The sequence below is a fragment of the Chitinophaga pinensis DSM 2588 genome, from assembly GCF_000024005.1.
Taxonomy (GTDB): domain Bacteria; phylum Bacteroidota; class Bacteroidia; order Chitinophagales; family Chitinophagaceae; genus Chitinophaga; species Chitinophaga pinensis.
Map to the genome: position 1 here is coordinate 5,246,482 of NC_013132.1, position 26,100 is coordinate 5,272,581.

General features: G+C 40.3%; 21 protein-coding genes and 1 tRNA gene. 11 read left to right on the forward strand and 11 right to left on the reverse strand.

Annotated elements, in window-relative coordinates; translation table 11 throughout:
* Positions 1 to 132 precede the first annotated feature (132 nt).
* Positions 133 to 3,324 carry a reprolysin-like metallopeptidase gene (locus tag CPIN_RS20845; protein WP_012791825.1) on the forward strand — a complete coding sequence of 1,064 codons (3,192 nt, stop codon included), beginning with the start codon at positions 133 to 135 and terminating at the stop codon, positions 3,322 to 3,324.
* Between the two features lie 130 nt (positions 3,325 to 3,454).
* Positions 3,455 to 3,856 carry a VOC family protein gene (locus tag CPIN_RS20850; protein ID WP_012791826.1) on the forward strand — a complete coding sequence of 134 codons (402 nt, stop codon included), beginning with the start codon at positions 3,455 to 3,457 and terminating at the stop codon, positions 3,854 to 3,856.
* Positions 3,857 to 3,903: 47 nt separating this feature from the next.
* Here the strand turns inward: CPIN_RS20850 and CPIN_RS20855 are convergent, their stop codons facing one another.
* The 6 genes from CPIN_RS20855 to CPIN_RS39385 form a co-directional block, all read right to left on the reverse strand.
* Positions 3,904 to 4,773 (reverse strand): putative outer membrane beta-barrel protein, encoded by an 870-nt coding sequence (locus CPIN_RS20855; RefSeq protein ID WP_012791827.1) that lies wholly within the window; start codon positions 4,771 to 4,773, stop codon positions 3,904 to 3,906.
* A 54-nt stretch (positions 4,774 to 4,827) separates the two neighbouring features.
* Positions 4,828 to 6,603: an ABC transporter ATP-binding protein gene (locus CPIN_RS20860; protein ID WP_012791828.1), complete on the reverse strand. Its 1,776-nt coding sequence runs from the start codon at positions 6,601 to 6,603 to the stop codon at positions 4,828 to 4,830.
* A 77-nt stretch (positions 6,604 to 6,680) separates the two neighbouring features.
* Positions 6,681 to 6,980, reverse strand: coding sequence for a hypothetical protein (locus tag CPIN_RS20865; RefSeq protein ID WP_012791829.1), 300 nt, complete (start codon positions 6,978 to 6,980; stop codon positions 6,681 to 6,683).
* A 62-nt stretch (positions 6,981 to 7,042) separates the two neighbouring features.
* Positions 7,043 to 7,612, reverse strand: a complete 570-nt coding sequence (locus CPIN_RS20870; RefSeq protein ID WP_012791830.1) for a hypothetical protein — start codon at positions 7,610 to 7,612, stop codon at positions 7,043 to 7,045.
* Between the two features lie 213 nt (positions 7,613 to 7,825).
* Positions 7,826 to 8,146, reverse strand: a complete 321-nt coding sequence (locus CPIN_RS37675) for a LytR/AlgR family response regulator transcription factor (RefSeq protein WP_012791831.1) — start codon at positions 8,144 to 8,146, stop codon at positions 7,826 to 7,828.
* A gap of 429 nt (positions 8,147 to 8,575) precedes the next feature.
* Entirely contained in the window at positions 8,576 to 8,746 is a 171-nt protein-coding gene (locus CPIN_RS39385) for a hypothetical protein (protein WP_245552021.1), read from the reverse strand.
* 386 nt (positions 8,747 to 9,132) lie between these two features.
* Between CPIN_RS39385 and CPIN_RS20885 the strand changes: the two genes are divergently transcribed.
* Positions 9,133 to 9,215 (forward strand) — tRNA-Leu (locus CPIN_RS20885).
* On the opposite strand, the gene CPIN_RS39655 is transcribed toward CPIN_RS20885, so the two are convergent.
* From CPIN_RS39655 to CPIN_RS20910, 5 genes are all read right to left on the reverse strand, one after another.
* The gene (locus tag CPIN_RS39655; RefSeq protein WP_148230797.1) at positions 9,166 to 10,788 is read right to left on the reverse strand and encodes a recombinase family protein; all 1,623 of its coding nucleotides are present in this window, start codon (positions 10,786 to 10,788) and stop codon (positions 9,166 to 9,168) included. The genes CPIN_RS20885 and CPIN_RS39655 overlap by 50 nt on opposite strands.
* Complete coding sequence (locus CPIN_RS20890) at positions 10,685 to 10,942, reverse strand: hypothetical protein (protein ID WP_012791834.1); 258 nt, start codon at positions 10,940 to 10,942, stop codon at positions 10,685 to 10,687. The genes CPIN_RS39655 and CPIN_RS20890 overlap by 104 nt, the downstream gene beginning before the upstream one ends.
* 1,118 nt (positions 10,943 to 12,060) lie before the next feature.
* On the reverse strand, positions 12,061 to 12,267 hold the full coding sequence (locus CPIN_RS39390) for a hypothetical protein (protein ID WP_012791835.1): 207 nt from the start codon (positions 12,265 to 12,267) through the stop codon (positions 12,061 to 12,063).
* Between the two features lies 1 nt (position 12,268).
* Positions 12,269 to 12,679 carry a hypothetical protein gene (locus CPIN_RS20905; protein WP_012791836.1) on the reverse strand — a complete coding sequence of 137 codons (411 nt, stop codon included), beginning with the start codon at positions 12,677 to 12,679 and terminating at the stop codon, positions 12,269 to 12,271.
* A 139-nt stretch (positions 12,680 to 12,818) separates the two neighbouring features.
* Positions 12,819 to 13,760, reverse strand: coding sequence for a histidine kinase (locus tag CPIN_RS20910; protein WP_044219318.1), 942 nt, complete (start codon positions 13,758 to 13,760; stop codon positions 12,819 to 12,821).
* Positions 13,761 to 14,281: 521 nt separating this feature from the next.
* Between CPIN_RS20910 and CPIN_RS20915 the strand changes: the two genes are divergently transcribed.
* The 8 genes from CPIN_RS20915 (at position 14,282) to CPIN_RS20955 (ending at position 25,846) form a co-directional block, all read left to right on the forward strand.
* On the forward strand, positions 14,282 to 14,464 hold the full coding sequence (locus tag CPIN_RS20915; RefSeq protein ID WP_245552131.1) for a helix-turn-helix domain-containing protein: 183 nt from the start codon (positions 14,282 to 14,284) through the stop codon (positions 14,462 to 14,464).
* A gap of 684 nt (positions 14,465 to 15,148) precedes the next feature.
* Positions 15,149 to 16,260, forward strand: a protein-coding gene (locus CPIN_RS20925; RefSeq protein WP_148230517.1) for an IS3 family transposase whose coding sequence is annotated in 2 segments (ribosomal slippage) — positions 15,149 to 15,401 and positions 15,401 to 16,260 — 1,113 coding nt in all. Because the reading frame shifts where the segments join, the coding sequence is not laid out codon by codon here.
* A 197-nt stretch (positions 16,261 to 16,457) separates the two neighbouring features.
* The gene (locus tag CPIN_RS20930; RefSeq protein ID WP_012791839.1) at positions 16,458 to 19,706 is read left to right on the forward strand and encodes an RNA-directed DNA polymerase; all 3,249 of its coding nucleotides are present in this window, start codon (positions 16,458 to 16,460) and stop codon (positions 19,704 to 19,706) included.
* Positions 19,703 to 20,605 carry a hypothetical protein gene (locus CPIN_RS20935; protein ID WP_012791840.1) on the forward strand — a complete coding sequence of 301 codons (903 nt, stop codon included), beginning with the start codon at positions 19,703 to 19,705 and terminating at the stop codon, positions 20,603 to 20,605. Before CPIN_RS20930 ends, CPIN_RS20935 begins: the two co-directional genes overlap by 4 nt.
* Before the next feature lie 332 nt (positions 20,606 to 20,937).
* Positions 20,938 to 22,821, forward strand: coding sequence for a GmrSD restriction endonuclease domain-containing protein (locus CPIN_RS20940; protein WP_063715255.1), 1,884 nt, complete (start codon positions 20,938 to 20,940; stop codon positions 22,819 to 22,821).
* Positions 22,822 to 22,859: 38 nt separating this feature from the next.
* A complete protein-coding gene (locus tag CPIN_RS20945; protein ID WP_012788446.1) occupies positions 22,860 to 23,177 on the forward strand; it encodes a transposase in 318 nt (105 codons plus the stop codon).
* Positions 23,174 to 24,034, forward strand: a complete 861-nt coding sequence (locus tag CPIN_RS20950) for an IS3 family transposase (protein WP_245552119.1) — start codon at positions 23,174 to 23,176, stop codon at positions 24,032 to 24,034. The genes CPIN_RS20945 and CPIN_RS20950 overlap by 4 nt, the downstream gene beginning before the upstream one ends.
* A gap of 885 nt (positions 24,035 to 24,919) precedes the next feature.
* On the forward strand, positions 24,920 to 25,846 hold the full coding sequence (locus CPIN_RS20955; RefSeq protein WP_012791842.1) for a DUF4238 domain-containing protein: 927 nt from the start codon (positions 24,920 to 24,922) through the stop codon (positions 25,844 to 25,846).
* The last annotated feature ends 254 nt before the right edge of the window (positions 25,847 to 26,100 follow it).

Below are 26,100 nucleotides of genomic sequence, written 5' to 3' on the forward strand. Positions count from 1 at the left end.
ATCAACAACATCATATTGTGGAAAATTATCTATAGGCATGTGGATATTACAGACCAATACATTTACCGCTGCAGCGAGTTCTTTTACATTTATGAAGACTACTATTCTTAATAATTAAAACCCTGAGTAAAAATGCGAAAACTTCTACTCCTCGCAACTGCACTACTGTGCAGTACACTGTCGTTTGCACAGGACTACTGGAGGCCACACACCGACGGCGCCAGAATTAGTACCGATAAAGCTGTAGCCCGTCTTGCTTTCCCTACTGAGTTTAAACTGTTTGATCTCAATTTCACCCCTTTCAGAGATCAGGCTTTCAGATCGGTCGGTAATAAGTCCGCACATGCTACCATTATTTCTTTACCCAATGCCGACGGACAGATTGAACAATTCGAAATTACAGAAGCATCCAATTTCGAACCTGCTTTACAAGCCCGGTTCCCGGATATCAGAGCCTTTTCGGGAAAGGGTATTACCGACAAATATGCCACGTTAAAACTGAGCATATCTCCCGAAGGTATACAGACGACTGTATTCCGTACCGGGAAAGAAAATGAATTTATTGAGCCGTATTCTGCTGACCATACAGTATATACTGTATTCAAGAAAAGAGCGAATACCTTACCTTGGAAATGTTCCACTCCTGAGCAACAACTGGCGACTGACATAGGCAGCCGCATACCTGATGTTGCAGGCCGGTCCACCGGTGATGCCAAGACATTACGGCTGGCACAATCGGTAACCGCTGAGTACTCCAATTACTTTGGCGCTACCAGCGCTTCACAGGTAGCCTTAGTACTGGCCGCTGTAAACGCTACGCTGACCCGTTGTAACGGGGTGTATGAGAAGGATCTTGCGATCCATCTTAACCTGGTGGCTTCCACTACCAGTGTATTCTATTATAATGCTTCCACAGATCCGTATTCTTCTGCCAGTTCAGGAGCCGGTGGCGCCTGGAACGGTGAATTACAGAGTACCCTGAACTCCGTAATCGGTGCTGCCAACTACGATATCGGTCACCTGTTTGGTGCATCCGGTGGTGGCGGTAACGCTGGTTGTATCGGTTGTATCTGTGTTGATAATTCAAAAGGAAGTGGATTCACCTCTCCTGCTGATGCGATTCCACAGGGCGATAATTTCGATATCGACTATGTGGTACACGAAGTAGGTCACCAGTTAGGCGCTAACCACACTTTTTCTATGAGCAATGAAGGTACAGGTGTGAACGTTGAACCTGGTTCAGGTATCACGATCATGGGGTATGCCGGTATCACCAGTCAGGATCTGGCGCCGCATTCTATTGATATTTTCCATGCGGCTTCCATTGCACAGATCCAGGCAAACCTGGCAACTAAGAGTTGTCCTGTAACAACCGTTATATCTGGCAATAACGCTACGCCAGTAGTAAGTGCCGGTGGTAATTTTACCATTCCTATCAGCACGCCGTTTGTCCTGACTGGTTCCGCTACTGACGCTAATCCATCTGATGTACTGACATATGCCTGGGAACAATTTGACAATGCCTCTTCTTCACAAACAGGCTCCAGCAGTGTGGCCAGTCCGACCAAAGCTACTGGTCCGAACTGGATCTCATTGCCGCCAGTTACCTCACCTACCAGGTACTTCCCTAAACTGGCGACCGTCCTCGCCGGTAACTTAGTCTCTGGTCCTTTAACCGGTGGTGATGCAGGCGCGAATACAGAGGCATTAAGTGCTGTGTCCAGGACCCTGCGTTTCCGTTTAACAGTAAGAGATAATGCCCCTTATAGTTCTACCGCGCCGGTGACTATCGGACAGACCAACTTCTCGGATATGACGGTTACTGTCAGCAATACCTCCGGACCATTCTCCGTAACGGCTCCTAATACGGCTGTTTCCTGGGCGGGTAATTCTTCCCAGAATATCACCTGGAATGTGGCCAATACAACCGCTTCTCCCGTAAGTTGTGCGAATGTTAAGATCTCCATTTCTACTGACGGAGGTAATACATTCAGCACCTTAGTTAGCAGTACACCGAATGATGGTAGTCAGTCGGTTATCATTCCTAACACACCAACAACGACAGCCAGAATAAAAGTCGAATCTGTAGGAAATATCTTCTTTGACATTTCCAATACCAACTTCACGATTGTATCCGGATCATCCTGTACTTCTCCGACAGGACTGAGCGATTCAGCGATTACCGCTACTTCTGCTACGATCACCTGGGCAGATGTAAGTGGAGCAGTATCGTATGACGTTGATTACAAAGCAGTCGCAGATACTACCTGGATCAGTGCTGCCGCAGGCATTACTGTTACAGGCGTTAACCTGACAGGTCTGCTGGCAGGACATACATATGATTACAGAGTAAGGTCACATTGTGCGAGCGATAGTAGTTCTTATGCTGTCGGACAGCTCACAACTACGCCAAGTGCATCCTGTAGCGCACCTGGTGGTTTAAGCAGTACATCGGTAACTACGACTGCTGCTGTTATCAGCTGGACGGCTGTAAGCGGTGCATTGAGTTATGATGTTGATTATAAACCAGCTGCAAGTGCTACCTGGATCAATGTCCAGGCTGGAGCGACAGCAACATTTGCGAACCTGACTGGATTAACCGCTACCACTACATACGACTGGAGAGTGAGGACAAACTGCTCCGATGGTAATGGCGCTTATGCGAGTGCACAGTTCACTACCCAAACACCGCCAACCTGTGCTAATAACAAGGATACTGCTACCAATGGTAATACTGCCGGTGCAGCTACTATTCCATTCAATACGGATATTACGGGTCTTATCAGTCCGTCTGGTGACATCGATCATTATAAGTTTGTGATCACCACTGCAGGTACGATCACTATCACCCTGGGTACCTTACCAGGCGACTATGACCTGAAACTGCTGAACAGTGCCGGTACACAGCTGGCCATTTCACAGGCGGGTGGTACGAGCAGTGAAACGATCAGCAGAAATATGACGCCAGGTACTTATTATGCACAGGTATATGGTTACAATGGCGCTAACAGTACTACATCTTGTTATACATTGCGCGTACAGTTAGGTACTGCCAGCCGTAGCACGGATGTAAGCAGCGGAGATCTCCCTAAAGTAGCGGTATTCCCGAACCCTGCTAATAACGTAGTGAACGTTAATCTGACAGGCTTCAAAGGAAAATCTGCCGTAACGATGTATGATGTCAATGGTCGTGTGGTATTACGCCGTGAAATGAATCCGGTGAATACGCAGCTGGACATTTCCACATTACCGACAGGTGTTTATATTCTGAAGATCAGGAACGGTGCGAAAGAGGTGAATATGACGAAGATCATCAAGCAATAATTTTGATAATGAATAATAGATATGAAAAAGCCGGTACCTGTCCAGGTACTGGCTTTTTTTATGGGCTGCTGACATAGGGTTGTCACTTGCCCCCTTTTACTTTGTGTCATTCTAAACAAAATCAACAGACATGACGCTTTCATCAGTCCGCATCATTACCGATGATATTAAACGCCTGGTAAACTTTTATGAGATCGCTCTGGGAGCGAAGTTTACCTGGTTTACCGACGATTTTGCCGAATTAAAGACTTCCCGTGCGGCATTGGCGATCGGCAGTACGCGTACACTGGCTTTTTTCGGTGAAACACCCATCGCTGTTCCTGCCAGCAACCGTTCCGTTATCATTGAATTTCAGGTAGATAATGTAGATGAACAATATCCTGCGGTAGCCGATATAGCTGGAAAGGACGTGGTACAGGTACCTACGACGATGCCCTGGGGCAATCGTTCTTTATTGTTCCGGGATCCGGATGGGAACCTGGTGAATCTCTTCACTCCTGTGTCACAGGAAGCACAAAAAAGGTTCGAGTAAACTGATTGTAAACGCCGGAGAAAGTGCTTCTCCGGTGTTTTTATTTATCAGAGCGGCTGTATGATGGTCCGCTTTTTATACTTGTGGGATAAGATGAAGAAAGGGATACTTGCTGAAGTAACGACAGCCCCTGAACCCAATAACCACTGGTAGGTGGCGGGCTTAATGCTGTTTGTTTCCGCACTTGCGATGGCAGTTACGAGACCAAGGAGTGTCAATGGCACCCCTACACCGACTGATACCCAGCCCAGTGCTTTATAAGATCGTTGTGTTTTCCAGTCTTCACTGGTTTTATCATATACAGGACGGGCTTTGTATGGTGGTGGTGTCCGCTCTTTCATCAAACTGTCGATGGTATGTAGTCCTCTGAGAGAAAAGGCATATGCCACTCCTACACCGATATGACTGGCGGCAAACCCGCCTTTATTCCAACGTTCATAGTTTGCCGAAAGCGAAATATGTTTAGCGATATAGGTGCCGATGGTGAGGCCATAGGTAGTTGAGCCGCTTTGATAGAAGGTATTGTTATCTGCGAAATAGGTAAATCCGAATTGTGGTTCTGCGAATAAGGACTGATACCTGAGTTGTGCGCCTATTTTAACGGGGATAGCTGTAAATCCGCCGGTAGTGGTTGTAGCAGATGCTTTCGGATGGTATCTTACGGCGCCCGTCTGCAGCGAAAAACCATACATACTATTGAGGCGGAGCAGGTATTTCACGGTTCCACCGATACCATAGTCGTATCCGGGATCTTTCACATCAACAAAAGTGGCCCTTCCTTCTCTGAAATCCCCCAGGGGGATAGCGTATTGGGCGCCGACAGAGATTTCTGATGTAGGAAATGGTTTCCGTTCCTGGGCGTACAATATAGGTGTAGGCAGGGATAGCAAAAGCAACAGAAAATATATTCTTTTCATCTTGTGCCTTATTATTTTGAGGCAGTTTAAAGTTAACCTTTTACCTTGTAATGCTTATTGATAATGTTTGCCCATGGTATCTTTCTGGTGTTTCCAGAGTTCCTGGAAGATAGGGCTGTGCTCCTTCAGCTGCTCAAAAGTGCCTTCCCCGACAATTTTTCCCTGTTGGAGTATATATACATAATCGAAGTGTGTCAGCAGGTGCAGGCGGTGAATCGAGGAGATGACTGCCTTATCTGCAAAAGCCTTGAATAGTTTGGTGTAGATCATGACTTCCGTTTTGGGGTCTACACTGCTGGTAGGTTCATCGAGCAGTACTACTTCACTTTCGCGGGCGGCGAGTATACCACGTGCCAGGGCAAGCCGTTGTTTTTGTCCGCCGGAGAGATTGACCCCTTTCTCCCGGATATCAGATTCCAGTCCGAGGGGCAGTTGTCTGATCACATCGGTAAAATGTGCGCCTTCGCAGACTTCTTCAATATCTGCCTCGCTGAAGGGGAGTCCGAGTGTGACATTATAAGCAATAGTATTCTCAAATATTTCCGGTTCCTGCGGAAAGAGGGTGACGGTTTCATTGAGCGTATCCATATCATATATCTTTCCATCTACGGAGAGTTCCATACCGGGCTGAGGATCGTATAATCCCCTCAGCAAAGACAGTAAGGTACTTTTACCACTACCGCTTTCTCCTATCAATGCGATACGTTTCCCCCGGGGAATCTGGATGTTCAGTCCGTGCAGGCTTTGCGGTGCATGTTCGGCGTATTCCTCGCGATGGGAGAAGTTCAGGTCTTTTATACTGATCATCTGCCAGCTATCCGGCAGATCTGTGGGTGCATCCGGGCGGTGTTGTTTTTTGAATGCTTCATCAATATTGGCTGCCGTTTGTACATAGGTGTTGTATTGGGTGATATCGGTATACTGCCAGGCGAAGTCGTAGAATACGCTGGTGAACTGGTTCACGTATCCCAGTAAGGTGACCAGTCCGGCGATATAAAACACCTGTCCGGGTTGCCAGTACTGTATGATATAACCAACGGCTACCACACAATAAATCACCGTAATCAGCACATCTGCCACAAACCATTTCCATTCATTGATCCGGATATTCTTTTTAAACGGTGGTACGATCTGATGTACTTTCCCCAGGAGACCGGTTTCCATACTCTTTTCCAATCGCAGGGTGATGACGGTCATGATATTGGAAAGGCTGTCGAACAGAGTGGAGGATACGACGTGTTCCTTTTCGTTCACTTCATCCAGGGTCCGGATAAAAGGTTTGTCAAACTTAAAGATTACCCAGATGGTAATGATACCGAGCACAACACCGATGGTACCAAACAGCGGCGAAAAGTATACGATGGCAGCTACCGAGAAAATGAGTTTACCGACTGCCCGCAGATACATAAAGCCGTGATCGAAGAAAGTTTTCAGGGCTTCGTAAGCTTTACGTATGCGGTTGATCGTAGCGCCGCTGTGATGGTCCTGGTGCCATTTTACCGGCAGGTGCAATACCTGGTGATATCGTTCCTGCAGGAAGTTACGGCTGAGATTAAAAGCGAGCTCACGCTCCATTACACGGGCGGGGCCGTGAAAGGCCCATTCCAGTAATTTAAGTACAAAGTAGCTGCCTGCATACAGGAATGCATAATGTAATACCTGCTGTGTATCCTGCTGGATCTTGTTGATAAACCATCCCAGTAATACGGGATATAGTGCGTTGATAATGGCAGAAACGACGAACATGGCATATACCAATACATACCTTTTCCGTTCTTTTCGCGCATAAATCCAGGCTGTCCGCAACAGGGATATATATGGGTTGGCCATAGTATTCGGTGGTTTGTAAGGTACAAAGATATAAAAACATCCGGACGCGGTTGTCCGGATGTTCTCTCTTACACCGGTTAAAAAAACGAGACGGACAGCTCCTCCTGATGTCCCTGATCATCTATGGCCTTGATGTGCAATTTTGCACTTGGAAAGTCCGGATTAGGGATCAGGGTGCGGTAGCTCCATACGTTATTGTTATTATTTGCCTGACCGGACTCCAGTACATTACCATCTACGGAGATGATGTTTACAATTACCCGGGCAGTGTTTCTGATGACCATGTAGATGACGTCATTGATGGCGCCTTTGTAGTAATCAGTAATAACGAATCGGATATTGGCCTGTACGGATGCCAGTAATTGTTTATTTCTCATGATATGTTAGCTTAATTGTGAGATAAAGAGCGTCCGCTGTATGCGGACGCCCGATGATTGTTTTAGGAGATGACAACTTCCTTCTCTGTGACGTTTCCAGGCAAGTCTGTTGCGGTAGCTACGATGCGAGTACCGGGTAATGTCGCGTTGGCGACGGTTGCCGTGTAGGTCCAGATGCGTTGGTTAGTTGCATCGATGATGGCATCACCTTGTTCTAATACAGTTCCCGTCGGTGAGGAGATGGTTACTGTTACGGATTTAGGGGTGATGACATCTCTGGCGGAGATTTTTATCACATCTCCGATAACTCCCTTATAAGTGTTTATACCCACGCTATCAATTACTGGTGGTTTTGCAGCATCTTTGAAAGCAGCATTGTAGGCAGTCTGACCGCCCCTGGCAACTTTCTGATATTCCGCTTTCACCACAGGGTCTTTCATAGCGCTTTGTGCATATAAAGATGCTATAACGAATTGTTCGCGTACTTCCTGTTGTTCGTCTGTCGGCGGTATCGTGTTAGGACCACGCTTAACAGCTACGACTGTCTTACCTTTCCTGACGCGGAAATTCATCTTTTTACCCACTGTACCGGATACACCGGTGATAAATATATTGTCTTTTACGTATGCCATTGTGATTCAGTTTTTGTGATTAAAAAATGTTGTTTTAATCATAATCATGATCACCAGGTTAGACAAGAGGCGCCCCTCTCCTGTCTTAGGCGCAGACCCGTTGTTCACGATTGCTGATACAATATTAGGCCGATTATGCTAACGAATTTTGGCAATGTACACAGGACGCCAAATCGTGTGCATAGGACGCCAAATCGTGTACACGCGAATATTTTAAATGATGTCAAAATTGCTAAGGAAGGATTCTTTGAATTCTTTGCTGATAGGGAGCGGTTCGCCGTTTTTCATAGTGACGACTGTGTCGACATACCTGATATGGCGCAGGCAGACTATATAATTCTTGTGGATGCGGATGAAAAGGTTAGGGGGAAGTCTCTTTTCAAATCGCCGGAGGCTGGTTCTTACTATAAAGTTTCTGTCATTGATAAGTACGATCTTGGTATAATGCTTTTCAACAGTAGCATATAGTATCTCTTCATTTTCTATTTTTTCACGGGTTGTATCCTTAATAAGGAGTAATAGTGGCTTTTGCATAAGATTTGTCGGATTAAGTTAGGTAATGTAGAATTGATGCGGTGAGAAATGAAAGATGCGCAAAGTCGAAGGACAGGAAGGAGACTAAGTCGAAGTCGAAGGAAGGATGGAGCAGACAGTAGATATTGAGCGATTGAAGAGCTGGTGATGATTTTTACATTGGTAGTTAAATTGTTTGCGTAATACATAACTGTATTTTTTGTGGGTTAATTATTTGTCCGGTAACCGGACGGGTTAAGATTCAATGTACAATTTTAGGAAAAATAATAACCTCGCGATCATTTCGCTGCGAAGTCCGTGAAAAAAATGTCTTTTAATAGTACTTATCCTACGTTGATCTTACATTCACGAATGTAGGATCAACGTAGGATAAGTATTATTAAAAGAATATCTGAAGCTGTTGTAGTGAGAGCCCATATATTTTTCATGTTAATGCCCCAGGAAATCTTTAATAGCGCTATGATAAACGGTGGATCCAGGTCGTGGTTTATATGCTGCTTTTAAAACAGGATTATGTACGATGCTCTTTGCGTACTTTACCGCGTCAGCGAACCTGGATTTCTCCTGTAGCTGGGCTACAGACGGGACTACGTTACTCATGTCAGGATACTTAGTAATGAATGTGCGTCCCTTTCTGCTTTTTAGGCTAAACTGCTTGCCTGTTGCGTTTTTACTAACCTTGTACCCGGTTAGTAACGGGTTGTTTGTTTTTGCCATAAGAATGTTTTTATGGTAAAAATAGATAAATCAGGTGTGCGGGTTTTACGCAATTTCGGGTATGGTTGTCGGATAAATTTTCTTCTACAATATTTAAATGCGTTAGTGATGCAGGTGATTGTTTGCATTGTATAACCGTCTTGGTTCTAACATTTTGTTTTGTGTGTTTCAGGATGTGTTTTTTAAGGGAAGTGTATTTTTTCCTTTCGAAAAAAGGTTTAATTTAAAATAGGATTGATGTTGTGGGATAAGTGTTGAATGTAGTAGTTGCCCAGATGGCGGAACTGGTAGACGCGCTGCACTTAGAATGCAGTTCCCCTGTGGTGTGCAGGTTCGATTCCTGTTCTGGGCACAAAAGCGGAAAGGTCGGAAAAGTCTCCGACCTTTTGCTTTTTATAGTCGTCGGAGCCCGCTCTGGGCCTGCTTATCAGCTCGAGGATGACGTTTGGTTCTGTGGTTCGAAATTTGTTTTCTGAAAAAATCAGCTTTTCTGCGAAGATCGAACCAATGATTTGTTTTTTGCCTATTGGGGAAGCTGTGATATAGCGATTAGCAATATTCTTTATGATTTCGCCGCCTTGGGAAAGGTATTCCTGGTAGTTGTCGTTGGTGGATATTAATTTAGTCTTCTTCTTTTCCAGGTCTTCTATCTTCTTGGTAAGGTCTGTCTTAATCTCTTTAAATTCTTCTGCGGTAAATTCATCGTCCAGGCGCAAAGAACGGGCGTTTTGTATTCTTGTATAGAGCTTGTCTATTTCAGCCTGTGTTTCTTTTAGCTCCTGCTCCTTCCCCTGGTTATCCTTCTTTAGTGAATTACTGATAAGCTGACAATAATAGTCGATGATAGGTGCATTGACTGCTATCTGGCATAACTGTCTAACAAATGCCTCGTTAGCGGTATCTGCCCGAAAACGCTCTTTACAAAACTTTACGGATTGGCAGTGGTAGTAGTAATAGATACCGCCGTTACCTTTTGATCCACTCCCACTTAATAGTCTTCCGCAGCGAGGGCATATTAGGAAACCTCTTAGAGGGAGTTGCTGATCAATTTCTGTGAAGGTATTGACCCTGACATTCCGCTTCTTCCCTTTTAGCACGTCCTGAACATCGTCAAATAGACCTTCGGGGATGATAGGCTCATGGATACCTTTTACACAATGAGCGGGTTCGTTCTTATAGGCAGCTATAAAGACTTTCCCGCAATAAACAGGATTACGGACGAGGCTCCAGAACTGGCTACGACCTATTTTTAGTCCCTTTCTATTTGCCATACGCCTTAGTGTATCAATATCCCATATACCCCTGGATAGCTCTTCGAACGCCCAACGGACTGTCTCTGCCTTTTCATTGGGGATAAGGAAGGGCTTGTTCTGGGCGTCCCGTCCATTCTTATAGCCAATTGGGGCAATACCCAGGTATCTTCCCTCTTTCTTTGCTCTCCGCATACCGTGAAGTGTATTTAGGGCTCTCCGGTCATTTTCTACCTCCGGTGTAGTAAGATAGATTGCCAGCATGATCTTGCTTTCTGGTATATCCATGTCCAAAGGCTGTTCGATGGACTGAGGTTCTACAGATAGCCTTTTCAGCTTACCGATCATTTCGTAGGCAGCGGCGACATTTCGGGAGAAGCGATCCCATTTAGAAAATAATATCAGATCAACAATGCCTTTGTTTTTGCTGATTACATGCAGCATCTTCTGAAACTCCGGCCTGTCAAACGTCTTTGCCGAATGGTCTTCCCTGTAAATGCCAACTACCTGTACATTCTCTTTCTCACAATAACGTATTAATACTTCCTCTTGATGGGCCAAGCTATAACCGTCAGCTTGCTCGTCTGTGCTTACTCTTGGATATAGAAATGCTTTTCTTTGATTGATCATTGTTGTAGTCTTTAAGGTGATGGATTTGTGGATTTGATTGTTCATAGATATTCAGATCAATAGCGGCCAGACGATGTATGAAATCAATTATTATTGTAACTTCCTCGTCTGTATAAGCGTATTGATCTGCCTGAAGGATTCGTTTTGCTTCCTCGATTGAGGGCTTGGCGGGTAACTGACGTTGGACTTCATGTTTCATATGATTCAATAAGAGACCAATATACAGCCACCCAAAAATCTACTTTCCCGCTTTTCTTCGAAATGTCATGTATGGTAAAAAACTTGCTCGAATTTGCTCAGATTATTTTCCACCATTCAGTCGTAAACCATATTCAGGAGCATTTAAAATGGCGTAAATCTGTTTCAAGACTAGATAAACTGCATCGGCTAATAGTCGACTTCCATTTGCCCGCGAGTTGAAATCCATTTGACTTTTAGTTGAAATAGATCGAAACAAGTTAAAAAGAGTCGGAAAATGGTGGAAACCTAGACAAACTAATTGGCTATCTCTACACTGTCGGTTCTCCATAGCGTCGTTTTAATATTATACTACATGCCTCTACTAATCGAATAACATCCTCACACAGAATGATATTAAATGACGCGTTACAATCTTGATCGCTACATGCCATTAATAGAAGTGATCGCAGATACTCCCTAAATTCCGGCAACGGATAAGAATGAAGGAAATCTGAAACAACCGACATCGGTTCAGAAATCTCTTCAACTGTCAATTCCAATGGCTTCTCGTGCCATTCAGGTAAATTTCTCATATGGATATAGTTATTTTTTTATGGTTGGTAATAAAAACCGGCGGAGGAAGAATCCATTACCGGTGTTCCCTTCAAGATAAAACCCTATGTTTATTTCAGCTATGGATTATTCACGAACATTCGTATAAGTATCCTTTCATAATATGAATATGAGCTCAATGGCTTGCTGGAAGCATTATTAAGTTAACTGGTGCTTATCCCATCTGAACGCTCTATCATGTATCTGGCACATAACAAGGGACTCATAGATTGGAATAATTATGCTAACCTGCTTTTTGTTAAAAACAGTATATGTATCATAATCCTTGGCTACAGGCGCCAAACGATACGAGTCGAATTTACTGGGTTGCCACTTTAAATTTGAACAAACACATTCTTTGAATAAGGCCGGTGCATTTTCCAAAGCTGCAACTAAATCTCTTATCATAGTATTGAAATGAGTGTCCGATAACTTCAGCATATTTTGAATAGGCTTCTGCGAAGTGTTCAATCTTTTCTTCCAGTGGAGTGATCGTTTCAGTAGTAAATGAAAGACAATAGAATGCTAATATATTCTTAAAACATGCTCAGCCTCCTTGATAGACATTAGATCAATCTCCACAGGCGCATCAGCCTCCATATTTGCTTTTAACCTTATTTTGCTCCATCGAAGACCCTTACTGATGGCACTAGTAAATTCATCTGGTGCATGTTCAAGGGAAGTCATCAGATCATTTAAAAAATTGTTAGAATAGCTTTTTATTTCAGTCATCTTATTCTGCGTTTTTATGTTTTATGTAACTGGTTAGCATTTCTTTAAGCTCTTTTCTACTGACAGGCTTGGCTAGTGTACCAATGATATCCATTTCACGTGGTGGTTTAACTGATTTGATCCTACTCGCATCCGTTAGGATAATTATCGGAATTATAGCTAGTGGACTATCACTGAAAATGACCAGGAAATCAGGATCAGAAAAGTCTTTGTACCATTCCGAGATAATAAAATTGGGCGGCCCTTTTTGCGTATAACATAAATATTCATCTATCAACTCATAGAAATTGGAACAAATGATTGGTATATAGATATCCATATTGTCCAGAACGTGTGCCAAGCCAGACCTAGTTAGCCGGTCTTCGTCAACCAAACAAATTGATAGCTTCTTTTTAGCTCTTACGGGAATCATAGTGGAATTTTTACTCCTTGACTGTACTAAGGAATAATGCCTAGGAATTATTAAACAATGGTTTGTGTGTCAGTCTTAAGCTCTATTTCGGTGGCACATTTGATCTATCCAATGCACAGAGCATACATTACGGCCACAGCTATCTCAAAAGGCATGGTAGGCTGGCTTGAATGACTGTTTCGTATTTTTCACTAAGTACTCGTATCACGCCATCTAACGCATCAATACATTTCTTCGCCATATATAAGTTCGCTCCCCAGTTATTAGCCAGTGTTATCGAACCATTAAGCAGTTTAAAAAGATTTTCAACATCGGCATTGGACATTTGCTTTCCCTCACTTTTCACGCTAATTGAAAGCCGTTCAGCTACTGCTTCGACTAATATGAACACCCTTGTCGATTTTCTACTGTGGGCATATGCAACGTGTATAAGACTGGACATTATTATGTCCAGCATGACCTTATCCGTTAGTAGGTTTTGACTTGATTCAACTGTGTTCCTTATCTCGACCACTCTGCCTGTTGCATCTTCGAATAATTTAAATGGGGCTGTCACCTCATCAATAAAGATTGCCAGATTGAACTTTGCCATATTGGGATTTAGGGTGAGATCACCTCCACTAAACTTGACCTTGTGATTAATATCCCGTAATAAGTGCCTACTCCGGGCCATAATCAGACGAAATGTGCTTATGTGACAGGCTATCTCTGGCCTGGTAGCGAAAAGATGAAATTCATGCTCTTCCATCAGCCTATTCATCGCAATTTCAGCAAGTCCCAATTGAGCATCAATCATATCTATCATCACTAATAACAGCTTGGCATGTAGGCAGTTGGCAAAATCTTCATCTGTTCGAGGTTGCTGTGATGAACTTGCCAAAATATGCCCAGCCTCAATCATTCTTTGAAGATCAACATTGAATGATGCCGTAAAAACCGCTTTCATACTCTGAAGAATAGACTCCAAGCTATACTTCATGAAAACCTTATTGAATACCTGTAAAGGATATTCGGTTTCGCTTTTAGTAAGCAATGACTGGCTAGTCCCACTCTTTTCAGAGTAAGTCATTTGTTTCTTCATTTTTAAGATTTACAGCTTTAGGTAATAAGATCCTGGACCAAGATGGATATCTTAGCTACCGTTTGGTTAATCCTGTAAGTTTTGAATGATTTTCGGAAGTGTATAGGCGTAAGAGGGCTGTACCTTTTCTAAAAGAAAAAGGCGCAAGCACATCTTGCCGCCGTGGAGCCAGTCGAAGGGCTGTATGCAGACAAGAAGGCCCACGCCAATAACGTGAGCACTCTCCTTATCATCCTAGCATACCTGAGAATTTCGACTTTCCACGGGCTGGATTAAGTAAGAAGCGAGCTTCAATAAAATATTTTTGAGTCTGTAAATGTACAAAACTATCCTGTATCCGTATTAGTTATACGCATATCTTGTTTCATATAGTTAATTTGATAATTGTGAGTCTAAGATAAGAAATAAATATACATGGACAAGTACATGTGCTGAATATTTTTAGAATATTTTTATTCGCGAGCAAAAAGATGAATATTAAGTCCCCGTTAGACCAATATGTGATTGAAAAGGTAAAGGAAATGAGAACTGCTAGGAAGGTGAGTCAGATCGATTTGTCCCAGGGGGCTGGATTTAATGATGCATTTGTGGGGCATTGTGAGAATCCTAAAAGAAGGGAGAAATACAATCTTCAACATTTGAACGCGATTGCGAAGTTTTTTGGATGTTCGATAAAAGATTTTATACCAGACGCTCCTCTATAGCCGCCTATAGCAGTTCACTAATTGTAGTTAAAGGTGGTGTAATAATGCAATCACCTTATTATTAAACAGATTCTTTATAATTGTTAGTATTGTAAGCAAATCCTAACAAATTTATAGATTGGTCTATTAGTCGAAGTTTTATAGAAATATAGGCCATACAACAAGCTAAGCGACCACAGTATTCTATTTAAAATTGTACTAATTGTAAATAGTAATACCACCATAATACATTTGATAATTAATAAGTTAGAAATAAATTTTAATACCATAATCCGCCTTGAAAAATTCCGAACTCTTATTTATTAGTTTATAAACTGACCTCATGCTTAGCGGATACCAATTGTTCAAAGTATATCGAGGATTAAAACCCAAATATAAATGCTCTTCGAATATTTATATAACAAGGTTATAATACTTCTGAAATTCAATCTTGGCGCTAACTAGAAGGAGAGCCTTAAAGAAGGAAATTATCGCCTAAAACTTCATTCGCTCCAAAATTCCACCGTTAATGTTTGATCTTTTAAAAACTATTGTTTTAGACTTAATTAAAATAATTGTACACATACACATCTATTCAACTTATGCACTATACCCATATTTGATCAGCTCCTTGTGTAAGTACCCCTTAACGGCAGACAGTTTAAAATTAGATAAAAGTGTTAATTTTAAACTAATCTGTTCATCATGAAAAAAACAAGATTTACAGAATCCCAGATTGTTTCTATCCTTAAACAACAAGAATCCGGGATACCGACCAAAGAGATCTGCCGACAACACGGCATTTCAGAAGCGACTTTCTATAATTGGAAGAGTCGTTATGGAGGTATGGAAGCCTCAGATGTAAGGCGTTTGAAAGATCTAGAAGAAGAAAATGCGCGTCTGAAAAGGATGTATGCTGATGTATCCCTGGATAATCAACTTCTTAAAGATCTCTTCACAAAAAAAGGCTGGGCCCTGCCACCCAAAGACAAATAGCGCATGAGCTGGTTAGTGAAGAAGGTATTTCTGTGAGTAGGGCCTGTAGACTTGTATCCTTTCCACGATCTCAATTCTATTACAATAGCCGTAAGAATGATAATGCAGTTATTATTGCATTGCAGGAATTGGCTTTTAAGCATCCTAATTACGGCTTCAGGAAGCTATCCTCTTATTTGCGGAGGGCAGGCCATAAATGGAATCATAAACGGATTTACCGTGTTTATAGGCTATTAAAACTCAACAAACGTAGGAAAGGGAAAAGACGATTACCCGCCCGGATAAAGCAACCACTGATCAGGCAACAAATGATTAACGTTAGTTGGAGTATGGATTTTATGAGTGATAGTATGACTGGTAATAGACGCTTCCGGACTTTTAATGTAATGGATGACTGTTCAAGAGAAGCATTGGCTATTGAGATCGATACATCCCTATCTGCCAAGAGGGTTACGCGGGTACTGGACCGAATATTGACAACACGTGGTAAGCCGAATAGTATACGAGTAGATAATGGACCGGAGTTCACTTCTACAAAGTTTTGCCTATGGTGCAAAACGAATAATATCATCGTTCAATACATCCAGCCAGGTAAGCCAATGCAAAACGGATATATAGAAAGGTTTAACCGTCTATATCGTGAGGCTGTTCTTGATGCATACTTATTTTTTGACCTTAACCAGGTACGAGAGTTAACAGAGGAGTGGCTGGAAGAATACAATCAGCGTAGACCACATGAAGCATTAAATAATCTTACCCCAGAAGAGTGGAAAAACATGGTTCTTGAAGAAACGATTCTCCAGAAGAATACTGTTTGCTAAACGGGGTACTTACACTTGACCGGCCTTCGGTTACATTTACCAGTTTAAGTTGGCTATGGCTATTTTTTAGCTGGAAAAAAGATCGATATCATCTATAATAAAAGCGAACAAGCCATTATACAGGCATCAAAATCAATTATAGAGACCGGTACTGAAAGTATTATTTATTAACTCTCCCACCAATATTCCTATAGAATATGTTAAGATTAGAGGATCAATTTTTAGATAAAGAAAACTTCTTTATAGCATTTAAGAAAATTAGTTTCTATATAAAGCAACTGAATGAATGGTATGATCCATTAGTATTAGCTGAATATGAAGCGACCCTTCCCAAGAGAATTGCCGACATAATCGACTTAATAAAAAAGGATCAATACACGCCAAAACCGATCGAGCCACTCCCCTTCCCAAAGAAAAGTAGTTCTACAGGTGAAAAGCGTATCAGACCATATTATAACATTAGCCTTGATGATCAGCTTATCTGGATGGCAATAGTTAACGTTATTGGGAAATATGTAGAAGATCAAATGCCAGACTGGAGTTATGGCAATCGATTATATAGACCTGTTTGGTTTGAAAAAAACACCCATGATGAAAGAATAATATTCAAAAAAGGGTCTCTCAAAAACACGTCTAAATACGTTTATAGGAAATGGGGACAGAGTTGGCCTTTATATAAAAGACATATCGCATTAACAATAAAAGTCTTAGCCAAAACGACTCACTTCAAAACAACAGACATACATGATGAAAAAGAGCTATCGGTCTATGAACAAGCGGCGGCCACAAAATTCGAGAGCGCTAAATACTTGAAGAAAGACTATTGGAAAAAAGGCCAATATTCGAAACTCAGCTGGGTAAGTCTAGATTTTGAGAAATTTTTTCCAACTATAAACTCATTTAAAATAATAGAAAATATTACAGCTTGCTTAACGAAAGAAAATGGCTCAAGAAGAGATGATGTTAATCTGATTTTAAAGTTGATAGATAAAATGCTAACTTTTCCATTAAATACTAAAGGATGGAATCAGCAGGATCTTCGGGATAGCAATCTTTTTGATTTACCCAACGTTCAAAATTACAGGGGCATACCAACTGGATTGGTTGTCGGTGGTTTTTTAGCTAACGTAGCGGTCTTAGATCTTGATAAAGCAGTTGATGAATTTGTCAATAAAAATAAGAATATAGCGGTATTCAAATATGTAGATGATCATATAGTACTTGCCCAATCAAGAGAAGCACTTCTTACATTCCTAAATTTTTATAATAATAATATATCAAAGCTTAACGCTTCTTTAAAATTCCAACCATCCAAAATCGAACCGGCAAACTTTTTAAGTTATGACGAAAATAATGGATTTGCATATACGAATGAAGAAGATGTCAGCTATGAATTAGATGTAGAGTTTCCGACCCCTTTGATGACCAATACTTTGAAAAAAGTCTCACATATCAACAACATTGACTTCAATCTACTGGAAAAAGAAGATATTGACAATATTGAAATCGACCTTAAGCACCTACTACTTGCAGAATTCCCAAAAACTGAAATTCGGCCCGATACGAAGATGTCATTTGCTTCGAGCAAGCTATGTAGGTTGGCACTAGAAATTAAACCGGATTTCTCAATTATTGATCCATCGTATGAAAATAACAAAGATGCTGTTGAGAATTTATATAAAAAATTGAAAGAAGGCCAAAAGAGAATTCCGAAAGATAAAAAAGAAGAACAAGAATTCAAGAATAAACTAAAAGACAAGGCAGGGAGGCATTTTATAGCTAACACACTAGCGCTAGAAATTAGCAAAGTCCGAAAAAAACAAGAAGGGATTTTCAACTTGCTCTTAAAAGCATTAAAAGAAAATCCCGATAAAGTAAAGTTATGGAAGAAATGCATTGAGTTTTGTTTTCAAACAGGCTACCCTGGTATTAATGAGATACTGAATACAATCGGAAAATGTAGTATCCATGAGCGCAGCTTTACTTACCTAATTTCGTACTGCTTTACAAATATACAAGTCAACCTTGAAAAATCATTTTTCTTACTAAATGATGATCAATCACTATTCTGGAAAACTCATTGTTCTTATGAGTTTATTCGTAATTCAATTGACATTAACACGAAATCATTCTCATCATTATCCGGAAAATATCCTTTCTCTAAACAAGCGCGCGAAAATCTAAATACATCAAAGAAATTCGTTCTGGAACAGCTTCCTGAGATATTCAAGCTATCAACCCAAACGGAGTTTTTAAATATTAAAAATGTTATTAGATCCAGAAAGGCACTTAAAAATAAAATATACAGCACAAATCAAATCTGGTATTACTTATCTAATTACAACTGGAGATTAAAAGATGCCTTCTTTTCGCAAACCGTAAATAAAGTTGATTTAAGCGATCCTTTGAGCTGGAGTATTTTGTCACTTTTTCCACATCTAATCCCTTACAAAAAAATCACAGAAATCATTGATAATATACCAGCAAAAGGAAATAAGTTACTGCATCCATATTCAGAAATGTCAAATCTCATAAGTAGTAACGGATTTACATACGATATGCTTAAATCTCTCAAAGAAAAAAGCAACACAAGATCTTATCTTAAATGTGTTAAACATTATCCTTCAATTCATAAAATTCTAACACGAGCCGATACAAAATATATAAGCATGGAGCAGTGGCTTGATAAGTTGCTCTTTGAAAGTCGCGATTTAAATTGGATAGACCCCAGATTGACTGAATGGTCGCTAATCGAGATAATAAAACAAATTTCATCTAGCTTATTAAAAGTTAATCGACAAGTCAATAAAAATATTTTTTCTGCCGTTAGTAAATCTAACTATAAGTATGTCCACCCTTCAAATTATCTAATTCCAGTGGAATGGGGTACTCAGCATCATTTAAACTGGGCTGAATGGGAAAAAATTGTTAGTAAGCATAAAATCAAACTTGCTGATAAAAGACACTTTATTTATGATCATCGCTTTTACCCTATTCAATCACGTTGGAAGAGTACCATATTACCGTTTATGGGAAGTCCTGAAATACCAATTGTGATTGGATTATCAATACTCTTAATTAAATTGTTATCAAAAACTTTCACCTGGCCCCCTGCTGCTAACAAGATAACTTTTATCGATCAACTATATAGTAGCGCATATATTGCTCTTGAGAATGAGCCTATATCATCAGACTTGCGAATTCTTCTGAATGCAATCTTTTCAAAAACAGATTTTAACGACATTTTCTATCAAAATGAGTATATAAAAGTTAGTGATGAAATAAAAATATCAGGAATCAATGACTATCTTTCGCTTTTAAGAAAAATTCAGGACAAGTTGAAAAAAAGCCATTGGAATGTTATAGATCGTGAGCCAAGGCAGCTTGTATACATTAATCTTGACGATTTAAATAAATCAAGTAACTTCTTTTTTGATACCTTATGAAAGAGTTTTTAACCTTAGGGATGATACAACCTGTTATTAATCCCGATATTTCGTGGAATAGGACACCTCCGTTTTCTTTAAATATCAATCCAATTATAGCTGAACGAGTTTGGGAAGAAATTAAAACTGGATTGATTGAAATGCTTAGAGTCGATGGAAAGCCACACATAATATTGATTCCCGAACTACATCTCCCAGTAGCTAGAATTAATACTATAAAATCCCTAAGTAAAAGGCATAACGTTATTATAATTTCTGGTATAGACTTTCAACAGAATCCAATAGATAAAACTCGGATTCGCAATCGGGGAATAATATGTTTCCCCGATCAAGTTGATACAGGTAGTCCTTCGATTAAACTAACCTCAATGCAATTCGGAAAAACCTATTTTACATATATGGAAAGAAGTATGTTTAAGAAAGAGATTGCCAACATAGGTAAGTGTTCTTCCGATCCTGAACAAAACATGTATATATTTCAATCTCAAGATCTTGGAAATTTCGGCATCATGATCTGTTCTGATATATTTGATATAGAACGTATGGCTTTTTACCAAGGGCAAATTCATCATTTATTTATTATTTCGTTAAACAAAGACCTAAACACCTATTTCGCAATGGCAGAGTCATTGACCAGACTTTTATATTGTAATGTGACAATATGTAATACAGGGTATTATGGAGGCACTGTATCCATTTCTCCATACAGTGATCCTAATGAACGGACTATTTACAAATATATTGGGCAAAGAATGTTTAATAGTCATGTTATAAATATACCTCTGAAGTCACTAAATACCGCACAAGAATTTGATTTTATAAGAGATGACAAGGAGAATATTAAATTCAAAGCTTCGCCTCCTTCATATCCCAAAATAAAATCAAACAATAACGCTTGAGTGTTCTTTATAGTATAGATAATTAAGCGGCTTTAACAAATCCCAATATTGATAATTGACATTGCGAACCTGCTTAATTTAATCACGGCAAGCAATAAAGGATTTTTACTTACTAAAAAATTTTAAATAGTCTTAAATGACAGCATACATGAAAAAGTCGTTTATACATTCTAACATTGAATTAGTGATTGAAGTAGAGCCGCTTGATTATGCTTATGTTCTTATAGTCGCAAACACTTTATAAAACTCCAATATGGACAGACTGCATTATGCCAAGGTTAAATAGCCCAATGTAGACTGCATATTCTAACGATGTACCCAATTTAACTAAAATGAAAGCAACAGCAGCTAGCCTTTTAGCAGTTGTTAAAGGCCCCAAACAATTCGTAATCCCTGTTTATCAACGAACTTATAGTTGGCAACGCAGCCAATGTCAGCAACTATTTCGTGACATAATAAAAATTGGAGGAAATACGGCGTCCAATGGTCATTTTATTGGCTCTGTCGTGTACTTCCAAGAAAGTATTTACAATACCACAGATGTGCCGCGTTTGTTAATTATTGACGGTCAACAGCGTGTCACCACTGTAAGCCTTGTGATTTTGGCGCTTTCCGAGTTTATGAAAGCGAACGAAGTAGAGTTAGAAACAAACGTCGCAAAACTTCGAAACTATTACCTGCTCAATCCAGAGGAGGAAGGAGAACTAGGGTATAAACTACTGTTGACGAGAAAGGACAAAGAGACATACTGTAATCTTCTGGACGGCCGTCGACCACCCGAAGATCATTCGTTGCGGCTGACAGAAAATTATGAGTATTTTAAGGGTCAAATTACGAGTGAAAATGCATCTCAAATATATAACGGTTTGATGAAACTGTTTGTTGTAGATGTAACTCTTGAAAAGGAGAAAGACAATCCCCAGCTCATCTTTGAAAGTATGAATTCCACCGGATTAGATCTGTCACAGGCGGATCTAATCCGAAATTACATTCTAATGGGACAGGACATCGATATGCAACAAGCATTGTATGAGAATTACTGGTATCCGATGGAGAAAAGCTTCGGTAATGAATATACTACGCATTTCGACCGCTTTGTAAGGGACTATTTATCAGCAAAAACCAACGTAATATCTAATACTGGAGCAGTTTATGCGGACTTTAAAACCTACACCAGTGGATGGCTTATAAAAGATCTCCTTGCTGAGCTTACCAAATATGCAGCATACTATGCAAATATGGTGCTGCAAAAGGAGAAAGACGCAAGTTTACTAGCCGCCTTCAAGGTGATCACTATCCTCAAAGTTGACACCGCTTATCCATTCTTATTAGCAGTTTACAATGATTATAGTAGGAATACTATTGATAAGATTGCATTTCTGAAAATTTTAGATCTGATCATAAGCTACATCTTTAGACGAGCAGTTTGTGGAGTGCCAACGAACAGCCTCAATAAAACATTTCTTACTTTGTATAAATCCATTGACAAGTCGGACTATGTAGATAGTCTTGCTGCAACTATGTGTTTATTCGAAGGCTCTAAGCGTTTTCCCAAAGAAAACGAATTTAATAGAGAAATCAAGATCAAGGATTTATATAATTTCAGGCAGAAGATGTACTTCCTAGATAAAATGGAAAACTACCGCAGGAAGGAAGTTGTGCCTGTCAATTCATATACAGTTGAACATATTTTACCGCAAAATGAAGAACTTAACTCTGATTGGCAGGAGATGCTGGGCGAAAATTGGAGAGAGATACAGAAATCCTGGCTTCATACACTAGGGAATCTAACGCTTACGGGGTATAACTCAGAACTAAGCGATCGGTCTTTTTTATATAAAAAGAAGATTGAAGGTGGGTTCAATCAATCCCCACTAAACCTTAATAACTACCTGCGCAAGGTAGATGTTTGGAATGAAAAACAGATTCAGGAACGTGCGGAAGAATTAGCGAACATAGCGTCTGCGGTTTGGCGCTATCCGAAACTTCCGGAAGCAAAGCTGACAGCTGTTGCCGAAGTACAGCGCGCGCAAGATAGTCAATATTCCGTTAACAACTTTGACGCATTAACTGGCGATATGCTCCGCCTTTTTGAAGTGTTAAGAATACGAATATTAGCGCTAGATGAATCAGTGACAGAGGATGTAAAAAAGCTCTATATCGCATATAAAACCTCCACTAACTTTGTTGACATTGTGGAACTGCTACATTTGTGAGGACACAGAGTTAAGCTCGTTTTCTTAACTTTGAAGTAATGAGTAAACAACAAAGACGTAGCTACGATAAGGCCTTCAAGCAGATGGCAGTAGAACTTTATCTGAAGGGCAAAGCGGCTTCAGATGTTGCTAAAGACCTTGGTATAGGAGTCGATATGGTTCGTCGTTGGACCAGAGAGCATAATGAGAGTGGCGCACGCAGTTTTCCTGGCAATGGGAAGCAGGATCTGACACCGGAGCAAAAGGAGATCCAGGCTTTGAAGAAAGCACTCAAGGAGGCGGAAATGGAAAATCAAATCCTAAAAAAGGCGGTAACCATCTTCTCCAAGGAAGGCAACAAATATTCAGGTTCATAAAGAATCATAGTGGCAAATTTGATGTCGGGAAGATGTGTAAAGTGTTTAAAGTAAGCCGCAGTGGCTATTATGCCTGGTTAATTAGAAAACCTTCAAAACAGGCGATTGAGAATCACGCTCTAAGCGATAGAATTGAAGCAATATACCGTTCTGGCAAAGGCCGGTATGGAAGTCCTAAAGTAACCAGGGTACTCAAATCAGATGGAATACATGTATCACAACGGAGAGTAGCCCGGATCATGAGGTCAAAAGGGCTCCGTAGTGTAATTGTAGGTAAGTTTAAAGTCTGTACTACGGATTCTAATCATGACAAAGAGGTATCTTCTAACATATTAAACAGAGAATTCACTGCAACGTCACCATCAGAAAAATGGGTCTCAGACATTACATATATCCGTACAAAATCCGGGTGGCTCTATCTCACTGTCATTATGGATCTGTTTGACAGGAAGATACTGGGATGGGCGATGAGTAAAGGGATGACAGCAGCAGAAACAGTAGTAGCAGCGTGGAAAATGGCTATCAGGAACAGGTCTGTAAAAGAGCATATGATCATCCATTCAGACAGAGGCGTACAATATGCCAGTCATGAATTTCGGATATTGCTCAAATCAGGTCAAATAAGGCAAAGCATGAGCCGTAAAGGAAATTGCTGGGATAATAGTGTATGTGAAAACTTTTTCAAAATTCTCAAGTCAGAAACAGGGATTAACATCATTTACGATTCCTTTGAGGTTGCCAGAAGAGAAATATTTGAGTTCATAGAAATCTGGTATAATCGAAGGAGAATACACTCCCGACTGGGATATATGACACCTGAACAATTTGGAAATTCTTTAATCAAACAAGCGGCTTAACCTGGTGTCTATTTTTTTGTTGCAAATCCATTGATCCGCAGAAATCCCGCCTTCGTTTGTCGCTAAATATGCCGTTCTCCGAGATTATTGATCCTGAAAATTTGTGTAAGGATATCACCGGACTTGGAAGATGGGGAAATGGCGATGTAGAATTTGGTATTCACTCTATTTCCGACATAGACAAAGCGATGACATTCATCCAACAAGCATTAGACTACCAAGAACGATAACTTTTTATTATGCAATAGTCAATATTTGATGAGCCAGTCAGACATGTTCCATTTAGCATCCGCTATGTTACCAAATGTTCTTTGCATTGCACTAAAAAATTTAAAACCCATAAACAAACAGGAAATACTATAATGAACTAGACCTAGAAGTCTATTACCCTTATCTAATGATGGCAACGCTATCGGGTTCGATTATACTTCGCTACTGGGCACATAAAACACTAAACCCGCAATACTAGTGTGTTTAGTGTTTTATGCTGTTTGATACCATCCATAGATATTCTCGTTATACATAGAGTTTAGCAAGCCTAAAAAGAAAGAAGTTTACATCCATTTGACTAAACATATAGCATCTAGAACATGAATGATAGTTGACTAGACCTTGTCAGACAGCATTGAGTACCTGTCAAGCAATTTCGAGGTGTTTCGCCTTTAAAATCCCAACATCACGGGCTATATTCAACGCAATCGTAAATCCACCGCTTGTGTGAACACCTTTATCGATTTTAGATTTCTTTCAAAAAGGTGTTGCTGGATTTAAAAAAGCAATACATAACCGACAAAGTCATAAATTGCAGTAACGCCAAGCCTCGGCTTTATACAGCCGGTGGATAGAGTGACGAAAAATAAAAAACCTTATAAAACATTCGCATCAATGAACAATCCTCCCACCAAACATCACTACGTTCCGGAAGGATATTTAAAAGTCTTTACCAATTTTCAAAACTCGCTTTGGCAATTTAAAAAGGATTACAGGAAAATATCGCTCAAAACGCCTGCTCAAGTCTGCTACGAGGTTGATGCAAACCGTTTTAAGGATAAACGTAATCTGTTGAACCATGACAATACCGATGACTACTACGTAGAAAAAGAGTCTTTTAAATACCAGGAGATTGGCTATGGAAAAATTATTGGAACTATTATCAAATATCAACGGGGCGCACAAGTAATAGACAAGCATCGATATCGCCTTTTTTTGGAAACACTCGCCACTATAAAGAGAAGAAACCCTTCAACCCGCGAAGGACTTATTGAAGCATTTAAAAACGGTTATAAAAGTGAGGAAGGCATAAAAAGGTTTAGGGAATATCTGTCAGAACAAACTGGTCTTAAAGAGCCTGTGTCGCATCTGGAAACGAAAATAAGAACACATTTTGCGAACCGCTCCCGGGACGCTAATTATCAATATGATATGTACCTCAGTGCATTCATAAACAAGGGCCAGTTTACAGTAATTGCTGAATTAACTAATGATTTTTACCGGTTAAAACAATACATACTGCATCCTCCAGTGGGCTGGCAGTTCATCACGTCTGATAATCCCGGGTTTACAATATATGATGGTAAGGTGGTCAGCTTAGGCGGATTTGAGGGAGATTACGAGTTTCATTTTCCAATATCACCTGAGGCATGTTTATACCTGAATTCGAAGCATGTAGAAGACAACCGGCTGATAGAGAAAACGATCTACCATGAGTGGATTGACCAATCTGTAGTACACACGCTTAATCTGTCAACCCATGCCATAAGCATGAAGGCTATTTTCGCACGTGACAGAAGTATCTTGGAAATCTACAAATAGTCAAAATAGCATTTCTGACAATTTGCAGTTATAAAATTCCAATTATTTGAACGTGTTGCCTAGATTCCTTATTTAGGCCCTCCTGATACATCCCGACACGACTAAGAAATAAAAATAGTGCTTAATACTATACACAGAGGATATTTCCGGATCCATAATACACCGTTCTACAATAGCCTTCAGACCTTGCAGAACTAAGATCAAATTGGTCGAGCTATATATTCAAACGCCTGGTAAAAAAAATCAACTTAATT